At 70.0% G+C, this 20,901-nt stretch carries 16 protein-coding genes; 6 read left to right on the forward strand and 10 right to left on the reverse strand.

Annotation, left to right across the window (positions count from 1 at the left end; translation table 11 throughout):
* Position 1: 1 nt before the first annotated feature.
* The 4 genes from ON30_RS40410 to sucC all read right to left on the reverse strand — a co-directional run bounded on the left by ON30_RS40410 (position 2) and on the right by sucC (position 5,336).
* A complete protein-coding gene (locus ON30_RS40410; protein WP_051029823.1) occupies positions 2–1,837 on the reverse strand; it encodes a cell division protein PerM in 1,836 nt (611 codons plus the stop codon).
* A 122-nt stretch (positions 1,838–1,959) separates the two neighbouring features.
* Entirely contained in the window at positions 1,960–3,066 is a 1,107-nt protein-coding gene (locus tag ON30_RS41775; protein ID WP_040710040.1) for a DUF5336 domain-containing protein, read from the reverse strand.
* A gap of 174 nt (positions 3,067–3,240) precedes the next feature.
* Positions 3,241–4,155, reverse strand: a complete 915-nt coding sequence (sucD, locus tag ON30_RS23045) for a succinate--CoA ligase subunit alpha (protein ID WP_040710042.1) — start codon at positions 4,153–4,155, stop codon at positions 3,241–3,243.
* 14 nt (positions 4,156–4,169) lie between these two features.
* Positions 4,170–5,336, reverse strand: a complete 1,167-nt coding sequence (gene sucC, locus ON30_RS23050; protein ID WP_040710044.1) for an ADP-forming succinate--CoA ligase subunit beta — start codon at positions 5,334–5,336, stop codon at positions 4,170–4,172.
* A gap of 597 nt (positions 5,337–5,933) precedes the next feature.
* On the opposite strand from sucC, the gene ON30_RS23055 reads away from it, so the two are divergent.
* Both ON30_RS23055 and ON30_RS23060 read left to right on the forward strand, forming a co-directional pair.
* Positions 5,934–7,283, forward strand: a complete 1,350-nt coding sequence (locus ON30_RS23055) for a M23 family metallopeptidase (protein ID WP_040710045.1) — start codon at positions 5,934–5,936, stop codon at positions 7,281–7,283.
* A gap of 73 nt (positions 7,284–7,356) precedes the next feature.
* Positions 7,357–8,748 (forward strand): DUF1731 domain-containing protein, encoded by a 1,392-nt coding sequence (locus tag ON30_RS23060; protein WP_083911610.1) that lies wholly within the window; start codon positions 7,357–7,359, stop codon positions 8,746–8,748.
* Between the two features lie 93 nt (positions 8,749–8,841).
* Here the strand turns inward: ON30_RS23060 and pcrA are convergent, their stop codons facing one another.
* Complete coding sequence (pcrA, locus tag ON30_RS23065) at positions 8,842–11,511, reverse strand: DNA helicase PcrA (RefSeq protein WP_040710046.1); 2,670 nt, start codon at positions 11,509–11,511, stop codon at positions 8,842–8,844.
* A 395-nt stretch (positions 11,512–11,906) separates the two neighbouring features.
* Between pcrA and ON30_RS23070 the strand changes: the two genes are divergently transcribed.
* Entirely contained in the window at positions 11,907–12,200 is a 294-nt protein-coding gene (locus ON30_RS23070; RefSeq protein ID WP_040710071.1) for a chorismate mutase, read from the forward strand.
* Positions 12,201–12,339: 139 nt separating this feature from the next.
* Here the strand turns inward: ON30_RS23070 and ON30_RS23075 are convergent, their stop codons facing one another.
* Positions 12,340–13,794 carry an NAD-dependent succinate-semialdehyde dehydrogenase gene (locus ON30_RS23075; protein ID WP_040710047.1) on the reverse strand — a complete coding sequence of 485 codons (1,455 nt, stop codon included), beginning with the start codon at positions 13,792–13,794 and terminating at the stop codon, positions 12,340–12,342.
* Between the two features lie 65 nt (positions 13,795–13,859).
* Here ON30_RS23075 and pgi point away from each other — a divergent pair, with 65 nt between their 5' ends.
* A complete protein-coding gene (pgi, locus tag ON30_RS23080) occupies positions 13,860–15,500 on the forward strand; it encodes a glucose-6-phosphate isomerase (RefSeq protein WP_040710048.1) in 1,641 nt (546 codons plus the stop codon).
* Positions 15,501–15,503: 3 nt separating this feature from the next.
* Here pgi and ON30_RS23085 read toward each other — a convergent pair whose 3' ends face one another.
* Complete coding sequence (locus ON30_RS23085; protein ID WP_051029824.1) at positions 15,504–16,064, reverse strand: potassium channel family protein; 561 nt, start codon at positions 16,062–16,064, stop codon at positions 15,504–15,506.
* A 172-nt stretch (positions 16,065–16,236) separates the two neighbouring features.
* Here ON30_RS23085 and ON30_RS36325 point away from each other — a divergent pair, with 172 nt between their 5' ends.
* A complete protein-coding gene (locus ON30_RS36325; protein WP_051029825.1) occupies positions 16,237–16,590 on the forward strand; it encodes a hypothetical protein in 354 nt (117 codons plus the stop codon).
* 252 nt (positions 16,591–16,842) lie between these two features.
* Entirely contained in the window at positions 16,843–17,502 is a 660-nt protein-coding gene (locus ON30_RS23095) for a hypothetical protein (protein WP_157183812.1), read from the forward strand.
* 119 nt (positions 17,503–17,621) lie between these two features.
* On the opposite strand, the gene ON30_RS23100 is transcribed toward ON30_RS23095, so the two are convergent.
* The 3 genes from ON30_RS23100 to ON30_RS23110 all read right to left on the reverse strand — a co-directional run bounded on the left by ON30_RS23100 (position 17,622) and on the right by ON30_RS23110 (position 20,765).
* On the reverse strand, positions 17,622–18,278 hold the full coding sequence (locus ON30_RS23100; protein WP_245554175.1) for a nucleoside/nucleotide kinase family protein: 657 nt from the start codon (positions 18,276–18,278) through the stop codon (positions 17,622–17,624).
* A 239-nt stretch (positions 18,279–18,517) separates the two neighbouring features.
* On the reverse strand, positions 18,518–20,140 hold the full coding sequence (locus tag ON30_RS23105) for an acyl-CoA dehydrogenase family protein (protein WP_040710050.1): 1,623 nt from the start codon (positions 20,138–20,140) through the stop codon (positions 18,518–18,520).
* Entirely contained in the window at positions 20,127–20,765 is a 639-nt protein-coding gene (locus ON30_RS23110; RefSeq protein ID WP_040710051.1) for a TetR/AcrR family transcriptional regulator, read from the reverse strand. The genes ON30_RS23105 and ON30_RS23110 overlap by 14 nt, the downstream gene beginning before the upstream one ends.
* Between the last annotated feature and the right edge of the window lie 136 nt (positions 20,766–20,901).

Raw genomic sequence — 20,901 nt, forward strand, 5'->3', positions numbered from 1 at the left:
CTCAGCGTCGCCGCCGCCGTTCGCGGACGTCGGCGTCGGTTTCCACCACCTCGGCGTCCACGATCTCCGGTGCCTGCGCGCCGCGCGCGGGCCGGATTCGCGCCGGGAACTCGTCGTCCTCGATCAGTTCGCCCACGACGATCTCGCGGTCGTCGTCCTCCAGGTAGCTGTCGGCGCGGTCGCGGCGATCGCGGGTGTCGGCGGCGAAGTGGTCGTCGTCCCGAGCGCCGTAGCCGTGATCGTCGTGACCGCGGTCCTCGTCGTCGCGAACGTCGTAGTGGCGGTCCCGATCGTCGTGAGCGTCATACCCGCGGTGGCGATCGTCGTAGCCGTCGTGGTCCGCGTCCTCGCCGTAGGGATCGTCGTGGTCGTCGGTCTCGTACTCGTCGTCGTAGTCGTCGTAGTGGTCCGACTCGTAGTCGTCGTCCTCGGGGCGGTATCGGCCCTCGTCGTCGCGGTAGTGGTCGTCCTCGTCGCGATAATCCTCGTCGTGGTAGCCGTCGTCGTAGTGGTCGTCGGCCTGGTAGTCCTCGTGGTGGTCGTCGTCCGGGGCGATGCCACGGGCGGGACGAAGGGTGCGCACCCCGCCGACCGGGACGAGGAACCGGCGGGCGAAGACCAGACCGGCGTAGCCGGCCGCGGCCAGCCAGGCGAAGCAGACCACCGCGAAGATCGGCAGATCGACGCCGACGCGGCCGAAGCTGCCCAGATCACCGCTCGCGACGGCGGCGAGCAGGAGCAGGAGCAGGGTGGCGGCGGCCGCGGAGGTGAGCGTCGCCCAGGGGGTGCGCGGGCGGTCGGTGGAGGTGCGCGCGGTGTCGAGGCCGCCGAGGACCCCGACGGCGGCGGGGACGAGCAGCAGGACCGGCCACCACCCGGCGGCGGGGCCCGGCGGAATCGCCGCGATCAGCGGGACGGCGGGCACCGGTCCGCCGACGACGGAGAACAGGCCGACCGAGGCGTCGCCGACCTCGAAACCGGAGCCGACGAGCACACTCACCCCGCCGACGACGAGGTTGGGCAGGTACCCGAGCGAGAGCAGCGTCAGGCCGAGGAAGCCGACGGCGCCGCCCGCGGTCGCGTAGGTGTCACCCAGGCGGGACCAGTGCCCCAGCAGCGAGATCAGCGTGACGGCGGTCGCGCAGCCGAGCAGGCGCAGCACCGTCCGGCCCGCGCCGTGCAGTCCGGCGATCGCCCACTCCGGCAGCGCGGGCAGACCGGCGAGCGCGGCGGGCGACCTGGTCGCGATGCCGATGCCCGCGGCGGCCGTGTAGAGCACGATCACCCAGGCGAACGCGGCGAAGGAGTTCGGCGGTTGCAGCGCCACCACCGCGGAGGCGTCCTCGGCGACCGCCAGGCAGACGGCGGTCACCAGCAGCGGTCCGGCCAGCGCGGCGGCGACCAGGCGGGCCAGGTCGGCGCGGGTGCTGTCCGGTTCCACCGCGCGGGCGCAGTCGCGGGCGGTGGACCACAGGAGCAGCAAGGTGGGCAGCAGCGGCAGCAGGCCCAGTGCGGTCTTGCCGATAACCAGCGGGACCTGGTGGGCCGCAAGCCAGCTCGCGGCGATGGCGCCGGAGATGCCGTCCATGCCGCCGTCGGCCGACAGCAGCACCACCAGCACCAGCGCGGCCACCACGACCAACGCGGTCGTGGTGGTGCGGGCCGCGACGAACAGCAGGGTGCGGGCCAGTTCCGGAGTGAGCGACAGGAATCCGGCGTCGTCGGTTTCCCCGGCGCGTCGCCGCGGTCGCCGGGGCGGCGCGGCTCGCCCGGGGGATTCGGCCGCGCCACGTGTTCCCGCGGACCGACGAGCGGGGGAATTTCTCGTGGAGCTCATGGCGATTCAGCGTGTCAGCTCGGCGGTCCCCGGCGACGCAGGCGCGCCGCCGGGGGCCGAGGAAGGCGATCCACGACACGAGCGCCCGGATCCGCGCGGGATCCGGGCGCTCGTCGGGGTGCCTACTTGTTGTCCTCGGAGGGACGGAAGGCCTGGGTCGCGTCCGAGGACGGGTCCTTGCCCTGCTCGCCGCCGAAGGGCTGCTGACCGCCCTGCTGGGCCGGGGACTGCTGCTGCGGCTGACCGTAGCCGCCGCCGTACTGCGGCTGACCCTGCGCGCCGCCGAAGTGCTGGGTGGCGCTCTCGTCGGGCCGGGGCTGGGCCGACTGCCCGCCCGCGTAGGGCGAACTCTGCTGCGGGGCTCCGTAACCGGGCTGCTGACCGTAGGCGGGCTGCTGCTGGCCGTAGGGCGACTGGCTCTGTTGCGGCGCGCCGTAACCGGACTGCGCGGGCTGCTGGCCGTAGGGCTGCTGGCCGGGTTGGGACTGGCCGTAGGGCTGCTGCTGCACCGGGTACTGCGGGGAGGACGGCTGCTGGCCGCCGCCGTAGGCGGGCTGGCCGTACTGGCCCTGCTGCGGCTGCCCGTAGGCGCCCGGCTGGCCCTGACCGTACTGCTGCTGCGCACCACCGTAACCCTGGCCGCCCTGGGCGTAACCGCCCGCGGGCTGCTGCGGGGCCGCCGGACGCGGCGGCTTGGGCGCGGGCACGCTCAGGATGCCCGTCTCGAACAGCACCGCGACCACCGCGGCGCCCGCCTGCACCAGCGCGAGCAGGATCAGCAGGTACGCACCCCACTTCAGCTCGAAACCGTCGGGCAGGAAGAAGGACTGGAAGATCAGGCCGAGCGCGCCCGCCACGGCCGCGGCCGCCGCCGCGCCGGTCCAGTTCTGCTTGGGCAGCAGCGACAGACCGGCCAGCACGCCCGCGAGCAGCAGCAGGGCGAGCAGTTCGGTGATCCGGCCCTCGAAGGAGTTGACGGTGCCGACGGTGGTGACCGCGCCGTTGACCGGATTGGTGAACTGCTGGCCCGCGTAGGGCAGGAAGCCGAGCAGGAAGATGACCGCGCCGAGTGCCGCGACGCCGGCCGTCAGGAGGAACGGCAGACCCTTCGTCTCGGAACCGGAAGTGCTCGCACCGGCGCCCGCCCCGCTCGAAGTCTGGCCGAGATCGGCTGGTGCGGAGGGCGTCGCGGGTGTGTTGTACCCGGAGCCCCCGGTCGGGTATGACATGTCGTCGTCTCCTAGGTCGAATCGTGCGTCGTGTTCGGCTGGATCCCTTCTGACGCTACTGCACCGTTCGGCGCGGGTCACCCTCGACGAACTGGCCCGACCGGGCGCGGCGGCACCGAACGACGAAGGCCGCCGCGGATGTCCCGACGGCGGCCTCGTGCGCGAAAGGGCGGATCAGGCGGTGATGCTGGCCTTCTCCAGGATCTCGCGGGCCAGCGCGGCGGTCTCGGACGGCGTCTTGCCGACCTTCACGCCCGCGGCCTCCAGCGCGTCCTTCTTGGCCTGCGCGGTACCGGCCGAACCGGACACGATCGCGCCCGCGTGGCCCATGGTCTTGCCCTCGGGCGCGGTGAAGCCCGCGACGTAGCCGACGACCGGCTTGGTGACGTTGGCCTTGATGTAGGCCGCGGCCCGCTCCTCGGCGTCGCCGCCGATCTCGCCGATCATCACGATCAGCTTGGTCTCCGGGTCCTTCTCGAACGCCTCGATGGCGTCGATGTGGGTGGTGCCGATGACCGGGTCGCCGCCGATGCCGATGGCGGTGGAGAAGCCGAAGTCACGCAGTTCGTACATCATCTGGTAGGTCAGGGTGCCCGACTTGGACACCAGGCCGACCGGGCCCTTGCCGGTGATGTTGGCCGGGGTGATGCCGACCAGCGCCTCGCCCGGGGTGATGATGCCGGGGCAGTTGGGGCCGATGATCCGGGTCTTGTTGCCCTTGTCCACGTTGTAGGCCCACGCGAACGCGGTGTCCTGCACCGGGATGCCCTCGGTGATGACCACCAGCAGCGGGATCTCCGCATCGATGGCCTCGATGATGGCGTCCTTGGCGAACTTCGGCGGCACGAAGGCGATGGAGACGTCGGCGCCGGTCTCCTTGATGGCCTCGGCGACGGTGCCGAAGACCGGCAGCTCGACCGCGTTGCCGTCCTTGTCGGTGTGCGCGACGGTGGTGCCCGCCTTGCGCGCGTTCACACCGCCGACGACCTGGGTGCCCGCCTTCAGCATCAGGGCGGTGTGCTTGGTGCCCTCGCCGCCGGTGATGCCCTGGACGATGACCTTGGAGTCCTTGTTCAGGAAGATAGACATATCAGGGGTTTCCTTTACTTGGCAGCTGCCAGTTCGGCGGCCTTGTCGGCGCCTTCGTCCATTGTCTGCGCAAGCGTGATCAGCGGGTGCGCGGCATCGACCAGGATCTGACGGCCCTCGTCGACCTTGTTGCCGTCCAGGCGCACGACCAGAGGCTTGTTGGCCTCGTCGCCGAGGATCTCGAGCGCCTTGACGATGCCGTTGGCGACCGCGTCACAGGCGGTGATGCCACCGAAGACGTTGACGAACACACTCTTGACCTGCGCGTCGCCCAGGATGACGTCCAGACCCGCGGCCATGATCTCGGCCGAGGCGCCGCCGCCGATGTCGAGGAAGTTGGCGGGCTTGACGCCGTTGTGCGCCTCACCGGCGTAGGCCACGACGTCCAGGGTGGACATGACCAGACCGGCGCCGTTGCCGATGATGCCGACCTCGCCGTCGAGCTTGACGTAGTTGAGGTCGTTCTCCTTGGCCTTGAGCTCGAGCGGGTCGGTGGCGTCGATGTCGGCGAAGGCCGCGTGATCGGGGTGCCGGAACTCCGCGTTCTCGTCCAGGGTGACCTTGCCGTCGAGGGCGAGGATCTCGTTGTCGGGGGTGCGCACCAGGGGGTTGACCTCGACGAGGGTGGCGTCCTCGCCGATGAAGACCTCCCAGAGCTTCTGGATGGTCACCGCGGCGGCGTCGAGCACGTCGGCGGGCAGGTGGCCCTGCTCGGCGATCGAGCGCGCGAACGCGAGGTCGACGCCGGTGACGGCGTCGACGGCGACCTTGGCCAGGCGGTCGGGCTTGGTCGCGGCGACCTCCTCGATCTCCATGCCGCCCTCGACCGAGCACATGGCCAGGTAGGTGCGGTTGGAGCGGTCGAGCAGGAAGGAGATGTAGTACTCCTCGGCGATGTCCTTGGCCTCGGCGACCAGGATCTTCTTGGTGATGTGACCCTTGATGTCCAGGCCGATGATGTTCTGCGCGTGGGTGAACGCGTCCTCGGGGGTGGCGGCGTACTTCACGCCACCGGCCTTGCCGCGGCCACCGACCTTCACCTGGGACTTGATCATCACCGGCTTGCCGATTTCCTCGGCGATGGCGCGGGCGTCCTCGGCCGTGTCCGTGACGCGGCCCTCGGACGAAGGCACTCCGTGCTTAACGAAGAGCTCCTTCGCCTGATATTCGAAGAGATCCATGTACTCACCGTCTCGTCTGCGTTGTCATGACAACGTCTTTGTTGGCGGCCCGACGTCGGAAGCGGGTCGGGTCGGACTCTAACCAGTCACATGGAGGGCCGATCGGCCACGTTCATCCTAAGTGGCGCAGGTCACGGACCGATACGGGACACCGGGAAAACCCCCGGTCAAGGCTACTGGCGAGTAGCTTGTTGACCGTACGCCAGGTGAGCCCGGGTAAGGCGGGAGCCGCCGGCGCGAGGGGGTGCGACGGGGGTCACGGGCCTCACTCCGACCCCCGGATTGCGGTGAGCGAATCCGTTCCGTTATCGTGATCAATGTCACATGTTCGATTAGTTCCAGGTACACCGCTTGCGGGGGACGCAATCATTTCGTTACCGTCATTGCGGTCGATGTCACAACTAGATCACGACTCCGTTGTTCCAGCAGATGAGGAGGACGGCAAGCCTTGATGCAGAAGCAGTACAGCGCTCCGCAGGTGGTGAGCCGTTCCGTGGTGGACAGAACGACGGGCGATCGGACATCGCAGACAGGCCGGGCCGCCGGCGACGGGTCCCTATGGGCCGCCCATTCCAGCTTCACGATGTGGCATCGCCGATGAACAATCGCTCCACCCTCGCCTCCGGTAGCCGTTCCCGTTCGGGACACCGATATCGCGACGACGACGAACCGTTCGCCCACGCCGATCACCCGGCCCCCTCCGATCACGGCACCCGCTCCGGTCACCGGTACGCGGCCGCGGCCCCCGCCGCCGCCGGATTCGAGGCGGCGCACGACGGCGGCCACTACGCCGAACAGGCCCCGCACTCGGGCGCCGAGAACGGCTGGGCCACCGACTGGTCGCACACCGACTCCTGGGCGGGCGGGGCCGCCTGGTCCGACGGCGACGCCTGGAACGACGGCGGCGCGTGGCAGGGCGAGGCGGGCGAGAACGCGTGGCAGGGCGAGAACGCCTGGAACGCGGACAGTGCCTGGAACACCGACAACGCGTGGACCGAATCCGATCCGAACTGGACCGCCGCGGCGGACGATTCGTGGACCCCGGAATCCAACGCCTCCTGGACCCCGGACACCGACGGCGCCTGGACGCCCGGCCAGAACGGTTCCTGGACCTCCGACACCGGTTCCTGGACACCCGACGCCGACGGTTCGTGGACCACGGACGCCGCCAAGGCGGGCCCGACCGTCATCCCGGCCCGCGACGGACGTCGCGGCGGAGCGCACCGGATGCCCGCCCCGCCCGCCTCGCTCAAGGGTCGCGCCGCGGTCGTCGCGGTGGCCGCGGGCGCGGTCGTCGCCGCCGGGCAGGCCGCCTTCGCCTCCCCCGGCCAATCCGCCTCCACCACCATCGATTACGAAGCGGCGGGCCAGGTCCACGAGATCGCCGCGCAGTCGATGAGCGTCGCCGATCCCGCGCTGGACTCGGAATCGCCGCAGGTGCTCACCGTCTCCTCGCCCGCCAACCTGGGCCAGTTCGACGACATGCTCCAGAAGGGGCAGAAGTTCGCCGAGGATCTGGCCGCGCAGGAAGCCGCGAAACTGCGGCCGCTGTTCACCAAGTTCGCCGCGGGCACCTTCACCTCCGGGTACGGCGCGCGCTGGGGCGTGCAGCATCTCGGCGTCGACATCGCGGGCCCGATCGGCACCCCGATCTACGCCGTGGCCGACGGCACCGTCATCGAATCCGGCCCCGCCGCGGGCTTCGGCATGTGGGTCCGTCTGCTGCACGACGACGGCACCATCACCATCTACGGCCACATCGACACCTCCACCGTCTCGCAGGGCGAGCGCGTGATGGCGGGCGACCAGATCGCCACCATCGGCAACCGCGGCTTCTCCACCGGCCCGCACTGCCATTTCGAGGTGTGGCAGAACGGCACCGACAAGATCGACCCGCTGCCCTGGCTGGCCAGCCGTGGCATCAGCCTCGGCCCGCGCGGCGACTGACCTCCACGGAGTAGCGCGCGGGGGTGAGCAAGCGCACCCCCGCGCGATCCCGCCCCCGGATTAGCGTGGGGTCATGGCACGTACGACGACGTACACGCAATTCCTCGCCCTGCCACCGGAATCGGTGTGGGCGGTACTCGGCAATCCCGGGCGCTGGTCGGAATGGAATCCCGCCGTGGTCTCGGCGGTGCTGGACGGTCCCGTGGTCGCGGGCACCGGCGGTCGCTACGTGCCGCGTGGACGAACCCTGTCGGCCATGCACCGCCGGTTGGCGAAACCGTTCGTCCTGACCTCGGTGGACCCCGGCCGCGCAGTGACGTTGCGGCAGCCCGAACCCGCCGGATCGATGCGGGTGCGCTGGACGCTGACCCCCGAAGGCGCGGGCACCGTCGTCACCCAGCGACTCACGTTTACCGGGCCGTCCGCACCCGTCACCCGCGCGGTCGTGGGTCCACTGGTGGAGAGCGACGGGCGCGTGATGTTCGCGCGGTTGGCGCGGGCCGCCGGTCTCGAACCCACCGTCGACGCAACCACGGTGGTGATCGCCGGCGGGTCCGGCGCGCTCGGACGCCATCTCGCCGCGGACCTGGTCTGCCGCGGGCAGCGGGTGCGGGTTCTGACCCGCCGCCGCGATCCCGCGCTGCCCTTCGACCAGATCGAATGGGACGGCGCGACCGTGGGCGACTGGGCCGAGGCGCTGCGCGTCCCCGGCCCGCTCGCCGTGGTCAACCTCGCGGGCAAGATCGTCGACTGCCGTCCGACGGCCCGCAATGTCGCCGAGTTGCGTGACAGCCGGGTCGAGGCGACGCGCGCCCTGGTCACCGCGGCCGCGCTGCGAGCTGAGCCGGTCGATCACTGGGTGCAGGCGAGCACCACCGCCATCTGGTCCGACGCGGGCGAAACCCGTTGCACGGAAACGACTCCGCTGCCGGTCGGCCTGCCGCAGATGACGGGCGTCGCCCGACCGTGGGAGGAGGCGTTCGACCCCGCCGTGGCCGCGCATTCGACGATCCTGCGCACCTCCATCGTGCTCGACCCGCTCGCCCCGGCGCTGCGCCGACTGGTCCAGTTGACCGCCGCCGGGCTCGGCGGACGGGTGGGCGGCGGGGACCAGTGGTTCAGCTGGATCCACGTCGAGGACTGGCTGGCCATCGCGCGCGCCGCCCTCGGTCTCGATCCCGACCTGACGCTGCCCGACGGAATCCTGGTCGCCGCCACCGACTTCCCGGTCCGCAACCGCGACCTCATGGCCGCGCTGCGCCGCCACCTGCGTCGCCCGCCCGCGCCGCCCACGCCCGCAGCGGTCCTCGCGCTGGGCGCGGTGGTGCTGCGCACCGATCCGGCCCTCGGCCTCACCGGCCGGCACGCCACCTCGGAAGTCCTGCGCGCCGCCGGATTCCGCTTCCGCTACCCGACCCTGGACGAGGCGCTCACCGACCTGCTGCCGGGACGCCGAGCGGACTGAAATAGCACGCACGCGCAATCGCGCGGGCGACGGTGTCCATGCCGTGGACCCTACCCAGCGGACCGACCGCACGGGCAGGGCCGTTCGGCCCGACTACAGCTTGACCAAGGTCCGGCTGTACTGCGGGATGAGGCGGATCTTGCCCGCCGAACCGAAATCGATCGTCACCGTGGCCAGCGGGCCGAAACCCTCCGCGGCGATGACCTTGCCGAGGCCGTATTTGTCGTCGCTGACCCTGTCGCCCACCGCCAGCACCAGATCGGTGTTGTTGCGCGCGGCGCCGCCCGGCGCGGGCCTGCGCGGCCCCTTGCCCTGCACGCCGGGCCGCTGCGGCGGCCATCCGTCACCGCGCGTCCAATCCCGTTCCAGACCTTCGTCCTCGCCGCGCCGGCGCAACCCGCGCGAGGCGGGCGATCCGGCCGGTTCCAGGCGACGCCAATCCATCAGGTGGCCCGGGATCTCCTGGAGGAAGCGCGACTCCGGATTCGACACCGGCTGCCCCCACCCGGAACGCACCACCGCGCGACTCAGGTACAGCCGCTGCCGCGCACGGGTGATCCCGACGTAGGCCAGGCGGCGTTCCTCGGCGAGTTCGGTGGGATCGCCCAGGGCCCGCATGTGCGGGAACTGGCCGTCCTCCCAGCCGGTCACGAAGACCACCGGGAACTCCAGGCCCTTGGCCGTGTGCAACGTCATCATCGTGACCACGCCGGAGCCCTCGTCGGGGATCTGGTCGGTGTCGGCCACCAGCGACACCCGCTCCAGGAACGCGGCCAGCGAGCCGGGTTCGGGTTCGCCGTCGGCCGCTTCGGGCAGCAGACCCTCCTCGCGGGCCGCTTCGGCGTTGTTGTGCGCCTCGGAGCTGAATTCGCGGGCCACGCTGACCAACTCGTTGAGGTTGTCCAGGCGCGCGCCGTCCTGCGGGTCGTCGGAGGACTCGAGTTCGGCGCGGTAGCCGGTGCGATCGAGCACCGCCTCCACGACATTGCCGACGTCGGGGAAATCGCTGTCGGCGCGCTGTCCGGCGGCGCGGATCTCCTCGAGCAGATCCACGAAACCGGCGATGGCGCGCTGGGCGCGGGTGTTCAGCAAGGCCACCTTGCCCTCGGCGGCGTCGCGCAACGCGGCGGCGAAACCGATGTCGCGCTGTTCGGCGTGTACCGCCACGCACGCCTCGGCGCGGTCGCCGATCCCGCGGCGCGGGGTGTTCAGGATGCGACGCAGGCTGACCGCGTCGTCCGGGTTCTCCAGCACGCGCAGGTAGGCGACGATGTCGCGTACCTCCTTGCGCTCGTAGAAGCGCACGCCGCCGACCACCTTGTAGGGCAGCCCCATCCGGATGAAGATCTCCTCCAGCGCGCGCGAATTGTTGTTGGTGCGATAGAAGACCGCGACATCGCCGTAGTTCGCCTCGCCCTGATCCACCAACCGGTCGATCTCGCGGGCCACGAACGACGCCTCGTCGTGTTCGTTGTCGGCGACGTAGCCGACGATCAGATCGCCTTCGCCGGAATCGGTCCACAGCTTCTTGTCGCGCCTGCCCTCGTTGCGTGCGATGACCGCGTTCGCGGCGGACAGGATGTGCTGGGTGGACCGGTAGTTCTGTTCGAGCAGAATGGTTTCGGCGTCGGGGAAGTCGCGCTCGAATTCCTCGATATTGCGGATCGTCGCGCCGCGGAAGGCGTAGATGGACTGGTCGGCGTCGCCGACCACGCACAATTCGCTGGGCGCGACCGCGTCCGCGTCGCGGGCGGCATCGATCTCCGGGTCGGCGGCCGCGGCGCCGGCGTCGGTGTCGTCACCGGCCTCGGTGCGGGCGTGGTGGCCGACCAGTTCCCTGATCAGCACGTACTGGGCGTGGTTGGTGTCCTGGTACTCGTCGACCAGGACGTGGCGGAAGCGCCGCCGGTAGTACTCGGCCACCTGGGGATGACGTTGCAGCAGCGCCACCGTCTCCCCGATCAGATCGTCGAAGTCCAGCGCGTTGGCCGCGCGCAGTCTGCGCTGGTATTCGGTGTAGACGCGGGCCACCAGGGCGGGCAGTTCGGTGTCGTCGGATTCGGCGTCGGCGGTGGCCTGTTCCGGGCCGACGAGTTCGTTCTTGAGATTCGATATCGCGGTAGCCAACAATCGCGGCGAATATTTCTTCGCGTCGATGTCGAGATCGCGGCCGATCATGGTGAGCAATCGGCGGGAATCGTCGGCGTCGTAGATCGAGAAATTGGAATTCAGGCCGGCCAGCAACGCCGCCTGCATCCGCAGGATGCGCACACAACTGGAGTGGAACGTCGAAACCCACATGCTGTTGGCGCGCGGCCCGACCAACCCGGTGACCCGCTCGCGCATCTCCGCGGCGGCCTTGTTGGTGAAGGTGATGGCCAGGATCTGGCCCGGGGTGGCCCCGCGCGCGGCGAGCAGGTAGGCGATGCGCCTGGTCAGCACGGCCGTCTTGCCCGACCCCGCGCCTGCGACGATCAGCAGCGGTGCCCCCGCGTGCACGACGGCGGCGCGCTGCTGGGGGTTGAGGCCCTCCAGGAGTCGGTCGGCTTCCTCGGCGCGGTGCTGATCCCTGTCCTCGTGACGGCGGCCGCGCTCGTCGGCCCGGCGCTGGGCGCGTTCGGCGAGGGAGTTCGGCGGCGCGGCCCCGGCCCCGTCGGCGGCCCCGCCCGCGCCCGCGGACGTGCCGTCGGCCCCCGCGGCGGGGGTTGCGTCTCGATGCCGGTCCCGCCCGGCCTGCGTCTGGGGAGCCACCGTGATGTCCATTGCCCATCCACGCTACCGGCGGCCACCGACAGAGATGAAGTCCGTGACCGCCGCCACCGCCCGATCAGGCCCGCGGCTACCTTCCGGCGAACCATTCCGCGGTCGACCATCGCAAATCCGCGCGACGTTCTCAGCCGATTCACAAATGCAATCGTTTTGCACAACCCCGAGCCCGTGGCACACTGGCCACATGGTCAGCATCGCCGCGACATGTCGGATTCGACTATCGGTCGGATATCGCCGATCGCGGTTCGGTAGCTGAACGCACTTTTCTGGGGGAACATGGATACCCCACAGGTCTGTTTCACGGTGAAAGAACACGGGCGGCGACGGGCGAGGCCGGTAACGAGCGAGGCCCGCGACCCGATCCAGGTTCTGACACGAGGAGATGAATGATGAGCACCCCCGCACCTACGACCGGGTCCGATGCGGCACTGCCGCAGACCGAAGCGGAGATCGACAAACTCCGCAAGGAGATCGACCAGCTCGATGCCGAGATCCTCGCCGCCGTCAAGCGTCGCACCGAGGTCTCGCGGATCATCGGGCGGACCCGGATGGCCTCCGGCGGCCCGCGCCTGGTGCACAGTCGCGAGATGAAGGTGCTCGAACGTTTCAGCGAGCTGGGCCAAGAGGGTCACACCCTGGCGATGTTGCTGCTGCGCCTCGGACGAGGACGTCTGGGCCACTAGGCCCTCTCGGCCGTCGGGGAGGCGGCCCTTCGGGGGACGAAAACACGAGACCACGCGGTGATCCTCGGATCATCGCCTCCCGATGGCCGCCCCGGGTGTGCAGACCCCGGGGCGGTCGCCTCGTTTCCGGGCCGATCGTCTAGGTCAGGGCGATGTACTTGGTGGACAGGTACTCCTCGATCCCCTCGCTGCCGCCCTCGCGGCCGAAACCGGACTCCTTCACGCCGCCGAACGGGGCGGCCGGATCGGAGATCACGCCGCGATTCAGGCCGACCATGCCCGATTCCAGTCCTTCGGCGACCCGCAGCGCGCGGTCCAGATCCCGGGTGTAGACGTAGGCGACCAGGCCGTAGCGGGTGTCGTTGGCGGCGGCCAAGCCCTGCTCTTCGGTGTCGAACCCGACGATCGGCGCCACCGGGCCGAACACCTCCTCCTCGAGAATGCGCGCGTGCGCGGGCACGTCGGCCAGGATCGTGGCCGGGTAGAACCAACCGGGGCCGTCGGGGGCCTTGCCGCCCAGGCGCAGCGTGGCTCCCGCCGAGACGGCGTCCTCGACCAGGTCGGAGACGATGCCGAGTTGGTCCTCGTTGATCAGCGGGCCCAGCGTGGTGTGCGGATCGGTGCCCGGCCCGAGCACCACCGAATCCGACATGGCGGCGACCAGTTTGTCGGTGAACTCCGCGAGCACCCCGCGCTGGACGTGGAAGCGGTTGGCCGCCGTGCACGCCTCGCCGCCGTTGCGCAACTTGGCCAGCATCGCGCCCTGCACCGCCGCGTCGACGTCGGCGTCGTCGAAGACCACGAACGGCGCGTTGCCGCCGAGTTCCATCGACGTGCGCAGCAGGCCGTTGGCCGCGGACGCCACCAGCTTCTTGCCGACCTCGGTGGACCCGGTGAAGGTGAGCTTGCGCAGGCGGGGATCATTGATCAGCGGCTGTGTCACGGCACCGGAACGCGAGGTCGTGATCACCGAGAGCACCCCGTCCGGCAGTCCGGCCTCACTGCACAGCTTCGCCAACAGCAGCATGGTCAGCGGGGTCTCCGAAGCCGGTTTGACGATCATCGTGCACCCCGCGGCCAGCGCCGGGCCGATCTTGCGGGTGCCCATCGCGAGCGGGAAATTCCACGGCGTGATCGCCAGACACGGCCCCACCGGTTGCTTGTGCACCATGATCCGGCCCGCACCCGAGGGCGCGTGCAGATAGCGGCCGTGCACGCGCACCGCCTCCTCGCTGAACCAGCGGAAGAACTCCGCGCCGTAGCGCACCTCGTTGCGGCTCTCGGGCAGCGCCTTGCCCATCTCCAAGGTCATCAGCAGCGCGAAATCCTCGGCCCGCGCGGTGATGCGCTCGAAGACCTCGCGCAGGATCTCCCCGCGCTGCCGCGACGGCGTCGCCGCCCAGTCGGCCTGGGCCGCGACGGCCGCGTCCAGCGCGCGCAGCCCGTCCTGTTCGGTCGCGTCGGCGACCTCGGTCAACACCTCTCCCGTCGCCGGATCGCGGACCGGGAAGGTGGCTCCTCCGGTCGCGTCGACCGGACCACCGATCCACAGCGCCGTCGGTACCGATTGCAGAATGTCATTCTCGGAGGCCATGTGAGCCAGCCTAGAGGGCGACTAGTCCGTGCGGCGGCGCTCGCGTGCTTGTACTGTCGGCGAGTGTGAGCAGCGACATCACCGCGACGGCGGCCTGGCGGAAACTGCACGAACACTACGACGACGTCGCCGGACGGCACCTGCGGGAGATCTTCGCCGCGGACCCGGCGCGCGGGCGGGAACTGACCGTCGCGGTCGGTGACCTGCACATCGACTACAGCAAGCACCGCGTCACGCGGGAAACCCTCGCGCTGCTGGTCGAATTGGCGCGCGAGGCCGGGGTCGAACAGCGCCGCGACGCGATGTTCGCGGGCGAGCACATCAACACCTCCGAGGACCGCGCGGTCGGTCACGTCGCGCTGCGACTGCCCGAGGGCGAGGAACTCGAGATCGACGGTGCCGACGCGGGCCGCGAAGTGCACGAGGTACTGCGCCGGATGGGCGAATTCACCGACGCGCTGCGCTCGGGGGAATGGCGCGGCGCGACCGGCGAGCGCATCGCCACGGTCGTCAACATCGGCATCGGCGGTTCGGATCTGGGGCCGGTGATGGTGCACGGCGCGCTGCGCCACTACGCCGACGCGGGGATCGCGGCCCGTTTCGTGTCCAACGTCGACCCCGCCGACCTGGTCGCGACACTGGCCGATCTGGACCCGGCCACCACGCTGTTCATCGTCGCCTCCAAGACGTTCTCCACGCTGGAGACCCTCACCAACGCCACCGCCGCGCGCCGCTGGCTGGTCGCGGCGCTCGGCGAGGACGCGGTGGCCCGCCACTTCGTCGCGGTCTCCACCAACGCCGAACGGGTCGCCGCGTTCGGCATCGACACGGCCACCGCCATGTTCGGCTTCTGGGACTGGGTCGGCGGACGCTACTCGGTCGATTCGGCGATCGGGCTGTCGGTGATGGCCACCGTCGGCCGCGAGCGGTTCGCGCAGTTCCTGGCCGGAATGCACGCCGTCGACGTCCATTTCGCGACCCGGCCGCTCGAATCCAACGCGCCGGTGCTGCTCGGACTGCTCGGTGTCTGGTACTCGAACTTCTTCGGCGCGGAATCGCGCGCGGTGCTGCCGTATTCGAACGATCTGGCGCGCTTCCCCGCCTACCTGCAACAGCTGACGATGGAATCCAACGGCAAGTCGGTGCGCGCCGACGGCACCCCGGTCACCACCTCGACCGGCGAGATCTTCTGGGGCGAACCCGGCACCAACGGCCAACACGCCTTCTACCAACTGCTGCACCAGGGCACCCGGCTCATCCCCGCCGACTTCCTCGGATTCGCCCGGCCCACCGACGATCTGCCCACCGTCGACGGGTCCGGCAGCATGCACGACATCCTGATGAGCAACCTGTTCGCCCAGACCAAGGTGCTCGCCTTCGGCAAGACCGCCGAGGAGATCGCCGCCGAAGGCGCCGATCCGGCCGTGGTGCCGCACAAGGTGATGCCCGGCAACCGTCCCAGCACCACCATCCTGGCCCCGCTGCTGACGCCGTCGGTGATCGGACAGCTGATCGCGCTCTACGAACACCAGGTCTTCGTGGAAGGCGTCATCTGGGGCATCGACAGCTTCGACCAGTGGGGCGTCGAACTCGGCAAACAGCAGGCCCTCGCGCTCGAACCCCTGCTCACCTCGACCGAAGAACCGGCCTCGCAGGGCGATTCGTCCACCGACGGGCTCATAGACTGGTACCGCGCGCACCGCTGACCGTCACGGCGTCTCCTCGGCGCGCGGGGGCGCTGCGCGTTCGGCCACGGCCTCCAACCTGCGCGCGATACCGGTGCTGGCCACCGCCAGCAGAGTGCCGATGACGACCAGGTCGAACACGATCTGGATCATCGTGGCGATGCGCGCCGCCTGCCCCGTCGCGCTGATGTCGCCGTAGCCGACCGTGCCGAGGGTGACGATCGTGTAGTAGAGGGCGTCGGTGCGCGTCACCAAGCCGTCGAACTGGTCCGGGTAGGTGATCGCGAGCCGGTAGTAGTAGATCGCGAAGAACATCACCACCACCGACAACAACAGCAGGATGCCGTCGACCCGCCCGCCGGTGGCGGCGGGATCGGCGATGAAGCGCCGCAACCGCCGCCAGGTCAGCCAGATCAGGCCGCCCACCCCCACCAGGAACACGACCAAACCCACGATCCGGCTCGCGATCGGATCGTCGGCGCTCCACTTCAACGGGATGCCGTAGAAGATGAGCAGCGCACACACGATGCTGAGCGCGTTGTGCAACGCATGCTTGCCCTTGGAGGTCCTCCGGTGCCGCCTCATCCGTCCATGATCACCCCGCTACCCCCCGGCAACCGGGAACACGCGGGTCATCCGGCGTCATCGGCGGGCGGACAGGGGTATCGAAGGGTCGGTCCTACAGTCCGACCACCCGGTCTACGCCGCCTATGTCGGCAAGCCCGGCCCGGAGAAGGCACTGGCCTCACGCAATCCCGTGACCTACCACGAAGACGTCACCCCGGGACTGGGACGACAGTGCTTGTGCGGGTGCGGCACCGAGGTCCGCGGATCGCACTTCGTCCCCGGCCACGACCAGATCGCCTTGCACAAGCGCGTGGCCCAGATCGGAAGTATCCCGGAGTTCATCGAGTGGTTCGACACGCTGTGGGAATCTTCGACGCCGAGACTCGGCGCCACCCACACGCTGCGCTCTCCCGGCGTAGCCGAGATCACGATCCATCCGGACGGCACGGTGGGGCTCACTTTCACGCCGTCCGAGTCCGCCGGAGCACTCACGGAGGCCGACGCCGACAGGTCCCGTCGCGACCGCGGCGGAACGCCCGGATAGGCCGTCCAGAGCACCTGCCCGTAACGAAAAAGACCCCCAGGCCTGCTGGCTCTGGGGGTTACTTTTCATGCTTTCGCGAGGTATCAAGCCCTCGCCTCTGACAGCCAGGGTAACAAGGAGTCCGTCGTGCTACAAGACCAGTCGGTCGCCGTCATCACAGATCACATCGCGACCGCACGATACGCCACCTACCTCGCACCTACGGGCGGCGACGACCGCCGAGCGCTCGCCCTGTACCGATGGAACATCGAGATGAGCGGTGCCCTACAGGAGGCGACTGGTATCGCCGAGGTCTTCCTTCGCAATGCGATGGACGCACAACTGCGCCGCTGGAACGCGGCCCAACCGCCCCGCGGAACCCTGATCTACAACCATGAGTGGGTTCGGAACCCCGCGGGCTCGCTCTACGCGATCTTGAACCCGAATTCGCGGAGGAAGCTGTCCGACGGCAGGACGATCAAGATCCAGCACGTCACCTACAACGACGTTCTGAGCCGAGCCCAAGATGCCGCGCACACTCGCCTGCCGGGGCATCGTCGACACGGACATCCCATCGACCACGACGACATCGTCGCGCACATGAACTTCGGCACTTGGACGAAATTGCTCCCCCGCAAGGACCTCACCGACTCCTCGGGTATCGGCCCCCGTGCGCAGCGGACGCTGTGGATCGACGCACTCGACAAAGCGTTTCCGAATCATTCCGACCCCTTGGTGGTCAGGTACTGGGTCGAACGCCTGCACAAGCTGCGGAATCGCGTGGCGCACCTCGAACCCCTCTGTGACACCGATGTCATGGGTTACCACCGCACGGTCGCCCGCCTCCTCAACGCCATCGAACCATCGTTGGGCTCTTGGTATTCGGGGATCAGCCGCGTCCCCATGGTGTACAGACAGAAGCCCGTGCCCTGATCTCTCCGGGGGCCGGCGCGGCCGAATCACACGAATCCACAGGGCCGGCAAGGGTGTCACGTGCCCGGCATTCTTCGCCCGGCAGCGCTGGTCGAGCACGGTTCGGGCGCATGCCCGGATCAGCCGAGAAGTCGGTAGTGGTCGGCGTCGGGGCGGAGGACGAGGTCGGCGCGGTGACGGGTGCGGGCGACCAGGTCGGCGTTGGGTAGGTCGCTGTCGTGGACCTTCGTGTGGGCGGCGGCTGGGGTTCGGCCACCGCGCAGATGACGGTCGAGCAGGCGGCGTTCGAGGTCGGGACGGTCGGCGTCGAGGTACCAGCACGCGTCGAGCAAGGGGCGGACCGGTGCCCACGGTCCGTCGGCGAGCAGGTAGTTGCCTTCGGTGACGGCGATCGGTTCGTCGGTGAAGACCACCCCCGCCTCGGTGGGTTCTTCGAGGGCGCGGTCGAAGGTCGGCCAGGGGACGGGGTCACCGAGCAGGCGCAGGCGGCGCAGGGCCGCGACGTAGCCCGCCGCGTCGAAGGTGTCCGGTTCGCCCTTGCGCGCCAGCGCGGCACGCGCCCGCAGTTCCGCGTTGGTGAGGTGGAAGCCGTCCATGGGCGCGATGCGCGCGGTCGCGGGTCCGAGTTCCGCGCAGAGCGCTTCGGCCAGCGTGGATTTCCCCGCGCCGGGCGGGCCGGCGATTCCGAGCACGTACCGCTGATCCGCCGGGCGCGCGCTCGCCGCGGCCCGCACCCGCTCGGCCAGGTCCGTCACCGACTCCACGCGCCCACTCACCGGCCGAAACTACCGCACCCAGGGCTACCGCCCATCGCGGTGACTCGCACCGGGACGGTCAAACACCCGCGGTCGGGTCGATCGCCACGCGGCTGTCCGTGGCGAACCGTCGGCGGCCGACCGAACCACGACCCGCCCCTAGCCACGCACCCCTCCAGGCGGACGTCAGCGGCCAACCGAACCCACGACCCGGCCCCGTAGTCATGCGCCTGTCCGGCGAACCGTCATCCACCCGGGCCTCAGGCGACGAACGCGCGCTCCACGATGGCGGCGGTGTCGACGCCGGTGGGCAGGGTGCCGAAGGCGATGCCCCAGTCGTCGCCGAGACGGCTCGCGCAGAAGGCGTCGGCGACGGCGGGGTGACCGTGGCGGACCAGTTGCGCGCCTTGCAGGACCAGCGCCATCAGTTCGACCACGCGGCGGGCGCGGTATTCGATGTCCTCGAGGTCGGACAGTTCTTTGCCGAGGCGGGCGATGGCGTCGTCCAGGCGCGGGTTCTCGCCCTTGGCGCGGGTGACCTCCTCGAAGTACGCCTCGACCGTCTCGGGTTGGCGTCCCATCGCGCGCAGCGCGTCGAGGGCGGCGACGTTGCCGGAGCCTTCCCAGATCGACATGAGCGGGGCCTCCCGGTAGAGGCGGGGCATGCCGGATTCCTCGGCGTAGCCGTTGCCGCCCAGGCATTCCAGGGCTTCGGCGGCGTGCGCGGGGGCGCGTTTGCAGACCCAGTACTTGGTGACGGCCAGCGCGATGCGGCGCAGCGCCGATTCCTTCGCGTCCGTGCCCGCCCGGTCGGTGGCTCCGGCCAGGCGCATCATCACCGTGGTGGCGGCGTCGGATTCGATGACCAGGTCGGCCAGGACGTTGCGCATGGCGGGTTGGTCGATCAGCTTCGCGCCGAACGCTTCCCGGTGTCGGGCGTGGTGCACGGCGTTGACCGCGCCGACCCGCATGCCGGTGGCGGATCCGATGACGCAGTCGAGTCTGGTCATGTTGACCATCTCGATGATGGTCTTGACGCCCGCGCCCTCGCCGCCGACCAGCCAACCGGTCGCGTTGTCGTATTCGATCTCGGCGGAGGCGTTGGATTTGTTGCCGAGTTTGTCCTTGAGCCGTTGGATGCGGATCGGGTTGCGGGCGCCGTCGGGCAGGACGCGCGGCAGCAGGAAACAGGACAGTCCGCCGGGAGCCTGGGCGAGGGTGAGGAACATGTCGGACATGGGCGCGGAGGTGAACCACTTGTGCCCGACGATCCGGTAGCTGCCGTCGGGCCGGGGTGTGGCGGTGGTGGTGTTGGCGCGGACGTCCGAGCCGCCCTGTTTCTCGGTCATCGACATGCCCGCGATCAGTCCGGCCTTGGTGGACGGTTCGCGCAGCCCGAACTCGTAGACGCGACTGCCCAGCAGGGGTTCGTAGCGGGCGGCGAGTTCGGGGTTGTGGCGCAGCGCGGGGATCACCGCGTAGGTCATCGAGATCGGGCACATGTGGCCGGCGTCGGCGAAACCCCAGGTGTAGAACTTGGCGGCGCGGGCGACGTGCGTGCCGGGGCGGTCGTCGAGCCACGGACTGCCGTGCAGTCCGGCGCCGACCGCGACCCGCATCAGTTCGTGCCAGGACGGATGGAATTCGACCTCGTCGACGCGGTGGCCGTAGCGGTCGTGGGTGCGCAGGACCGGCGGGTATTCGTTGGCCAGGCGTCCCCGGTCCTGGACCTCGGCGGTGCCGGCGAGTTCGCCGAGTTCGCGCACCTCGGTCTCGGCCCAGCCCGCGCCTTCGCGGTGCAGGCCCTCGAGCAGCGCGGGATTGCGGCCGGTGTCGAACGGGGTGATCGGCGGGACCTGGTTGAACACTTCATGCGTCGACATCGGGGTCTCCTGTTTCCTGGGCGAGACGGCCCTCGCGCACGCCGAGCGCGCGCAGGGCGAAGGACACGAGTTCGGGGATGACGGATTCGCCCTGCGGGGCGGCGGCGAGCGGACCGACGAGCACTTCGCCGATCGCGCCGACCAGGGCGGTGGCGGTGGTGCGCGGGTCCTGGGCGGGCAGTTCGCCGCGCGCGACGCCCTCGGCGACGGCCGATTCGAAGGATTCGGCGAAGGCGAGGCGGAAGCGCAGACGTTCGGCGTCGACGGCGGCGTCGACCGGTTCGGCCAGCAGCACGTAGGCCAGTCGGGGGTTCTTCAGGGCGCGGCCGGCGAAGGTCTCCACGGCCGCGACGACCCGTTCCACGGCGCCGCCGGTGGCCGCGGCGGCCGAGACGGCGGCGACTTCGCGGGCCACCACGGTGCGGAAGACGGCGGTGACCAGATCGGCTTTGCCGTCGTGGTGCCGGTAGACGGTGCCGGTCGCCACGCCCGCCTCTTGGGCGACCGCGGCGACCGACAGCCCGGCGAAGCCTTCGCGGGACAGCACGCGCGCGGCGGCCTGCACGATCTGTGCGGCCTGCGCGTCGAGTCGAGCCTGGACGGCGGGGGTCCTGCGGTACGCCACGCAAGAAGTGAACCATCGATTCACTTCTTCACACAAGGGCGGCCGCGCCGTAGGGTCGGACTGTGATGTGCGCCGCGGCACCGCGCGGCCCGACAGCGACCAGGAGCGCCCGATGCCAGTGCGAGTCGAACGATCC

It is taken from the genome of Nocardia takedensis NBRC 100417 (assembly GCF_000308695.1).
Lineage (GTDB): Bacteria > Actinomycetota > Actinomycetes > Mycobacteriales > Mycobacteriaceae > Nocardia > Nocardia takedensis.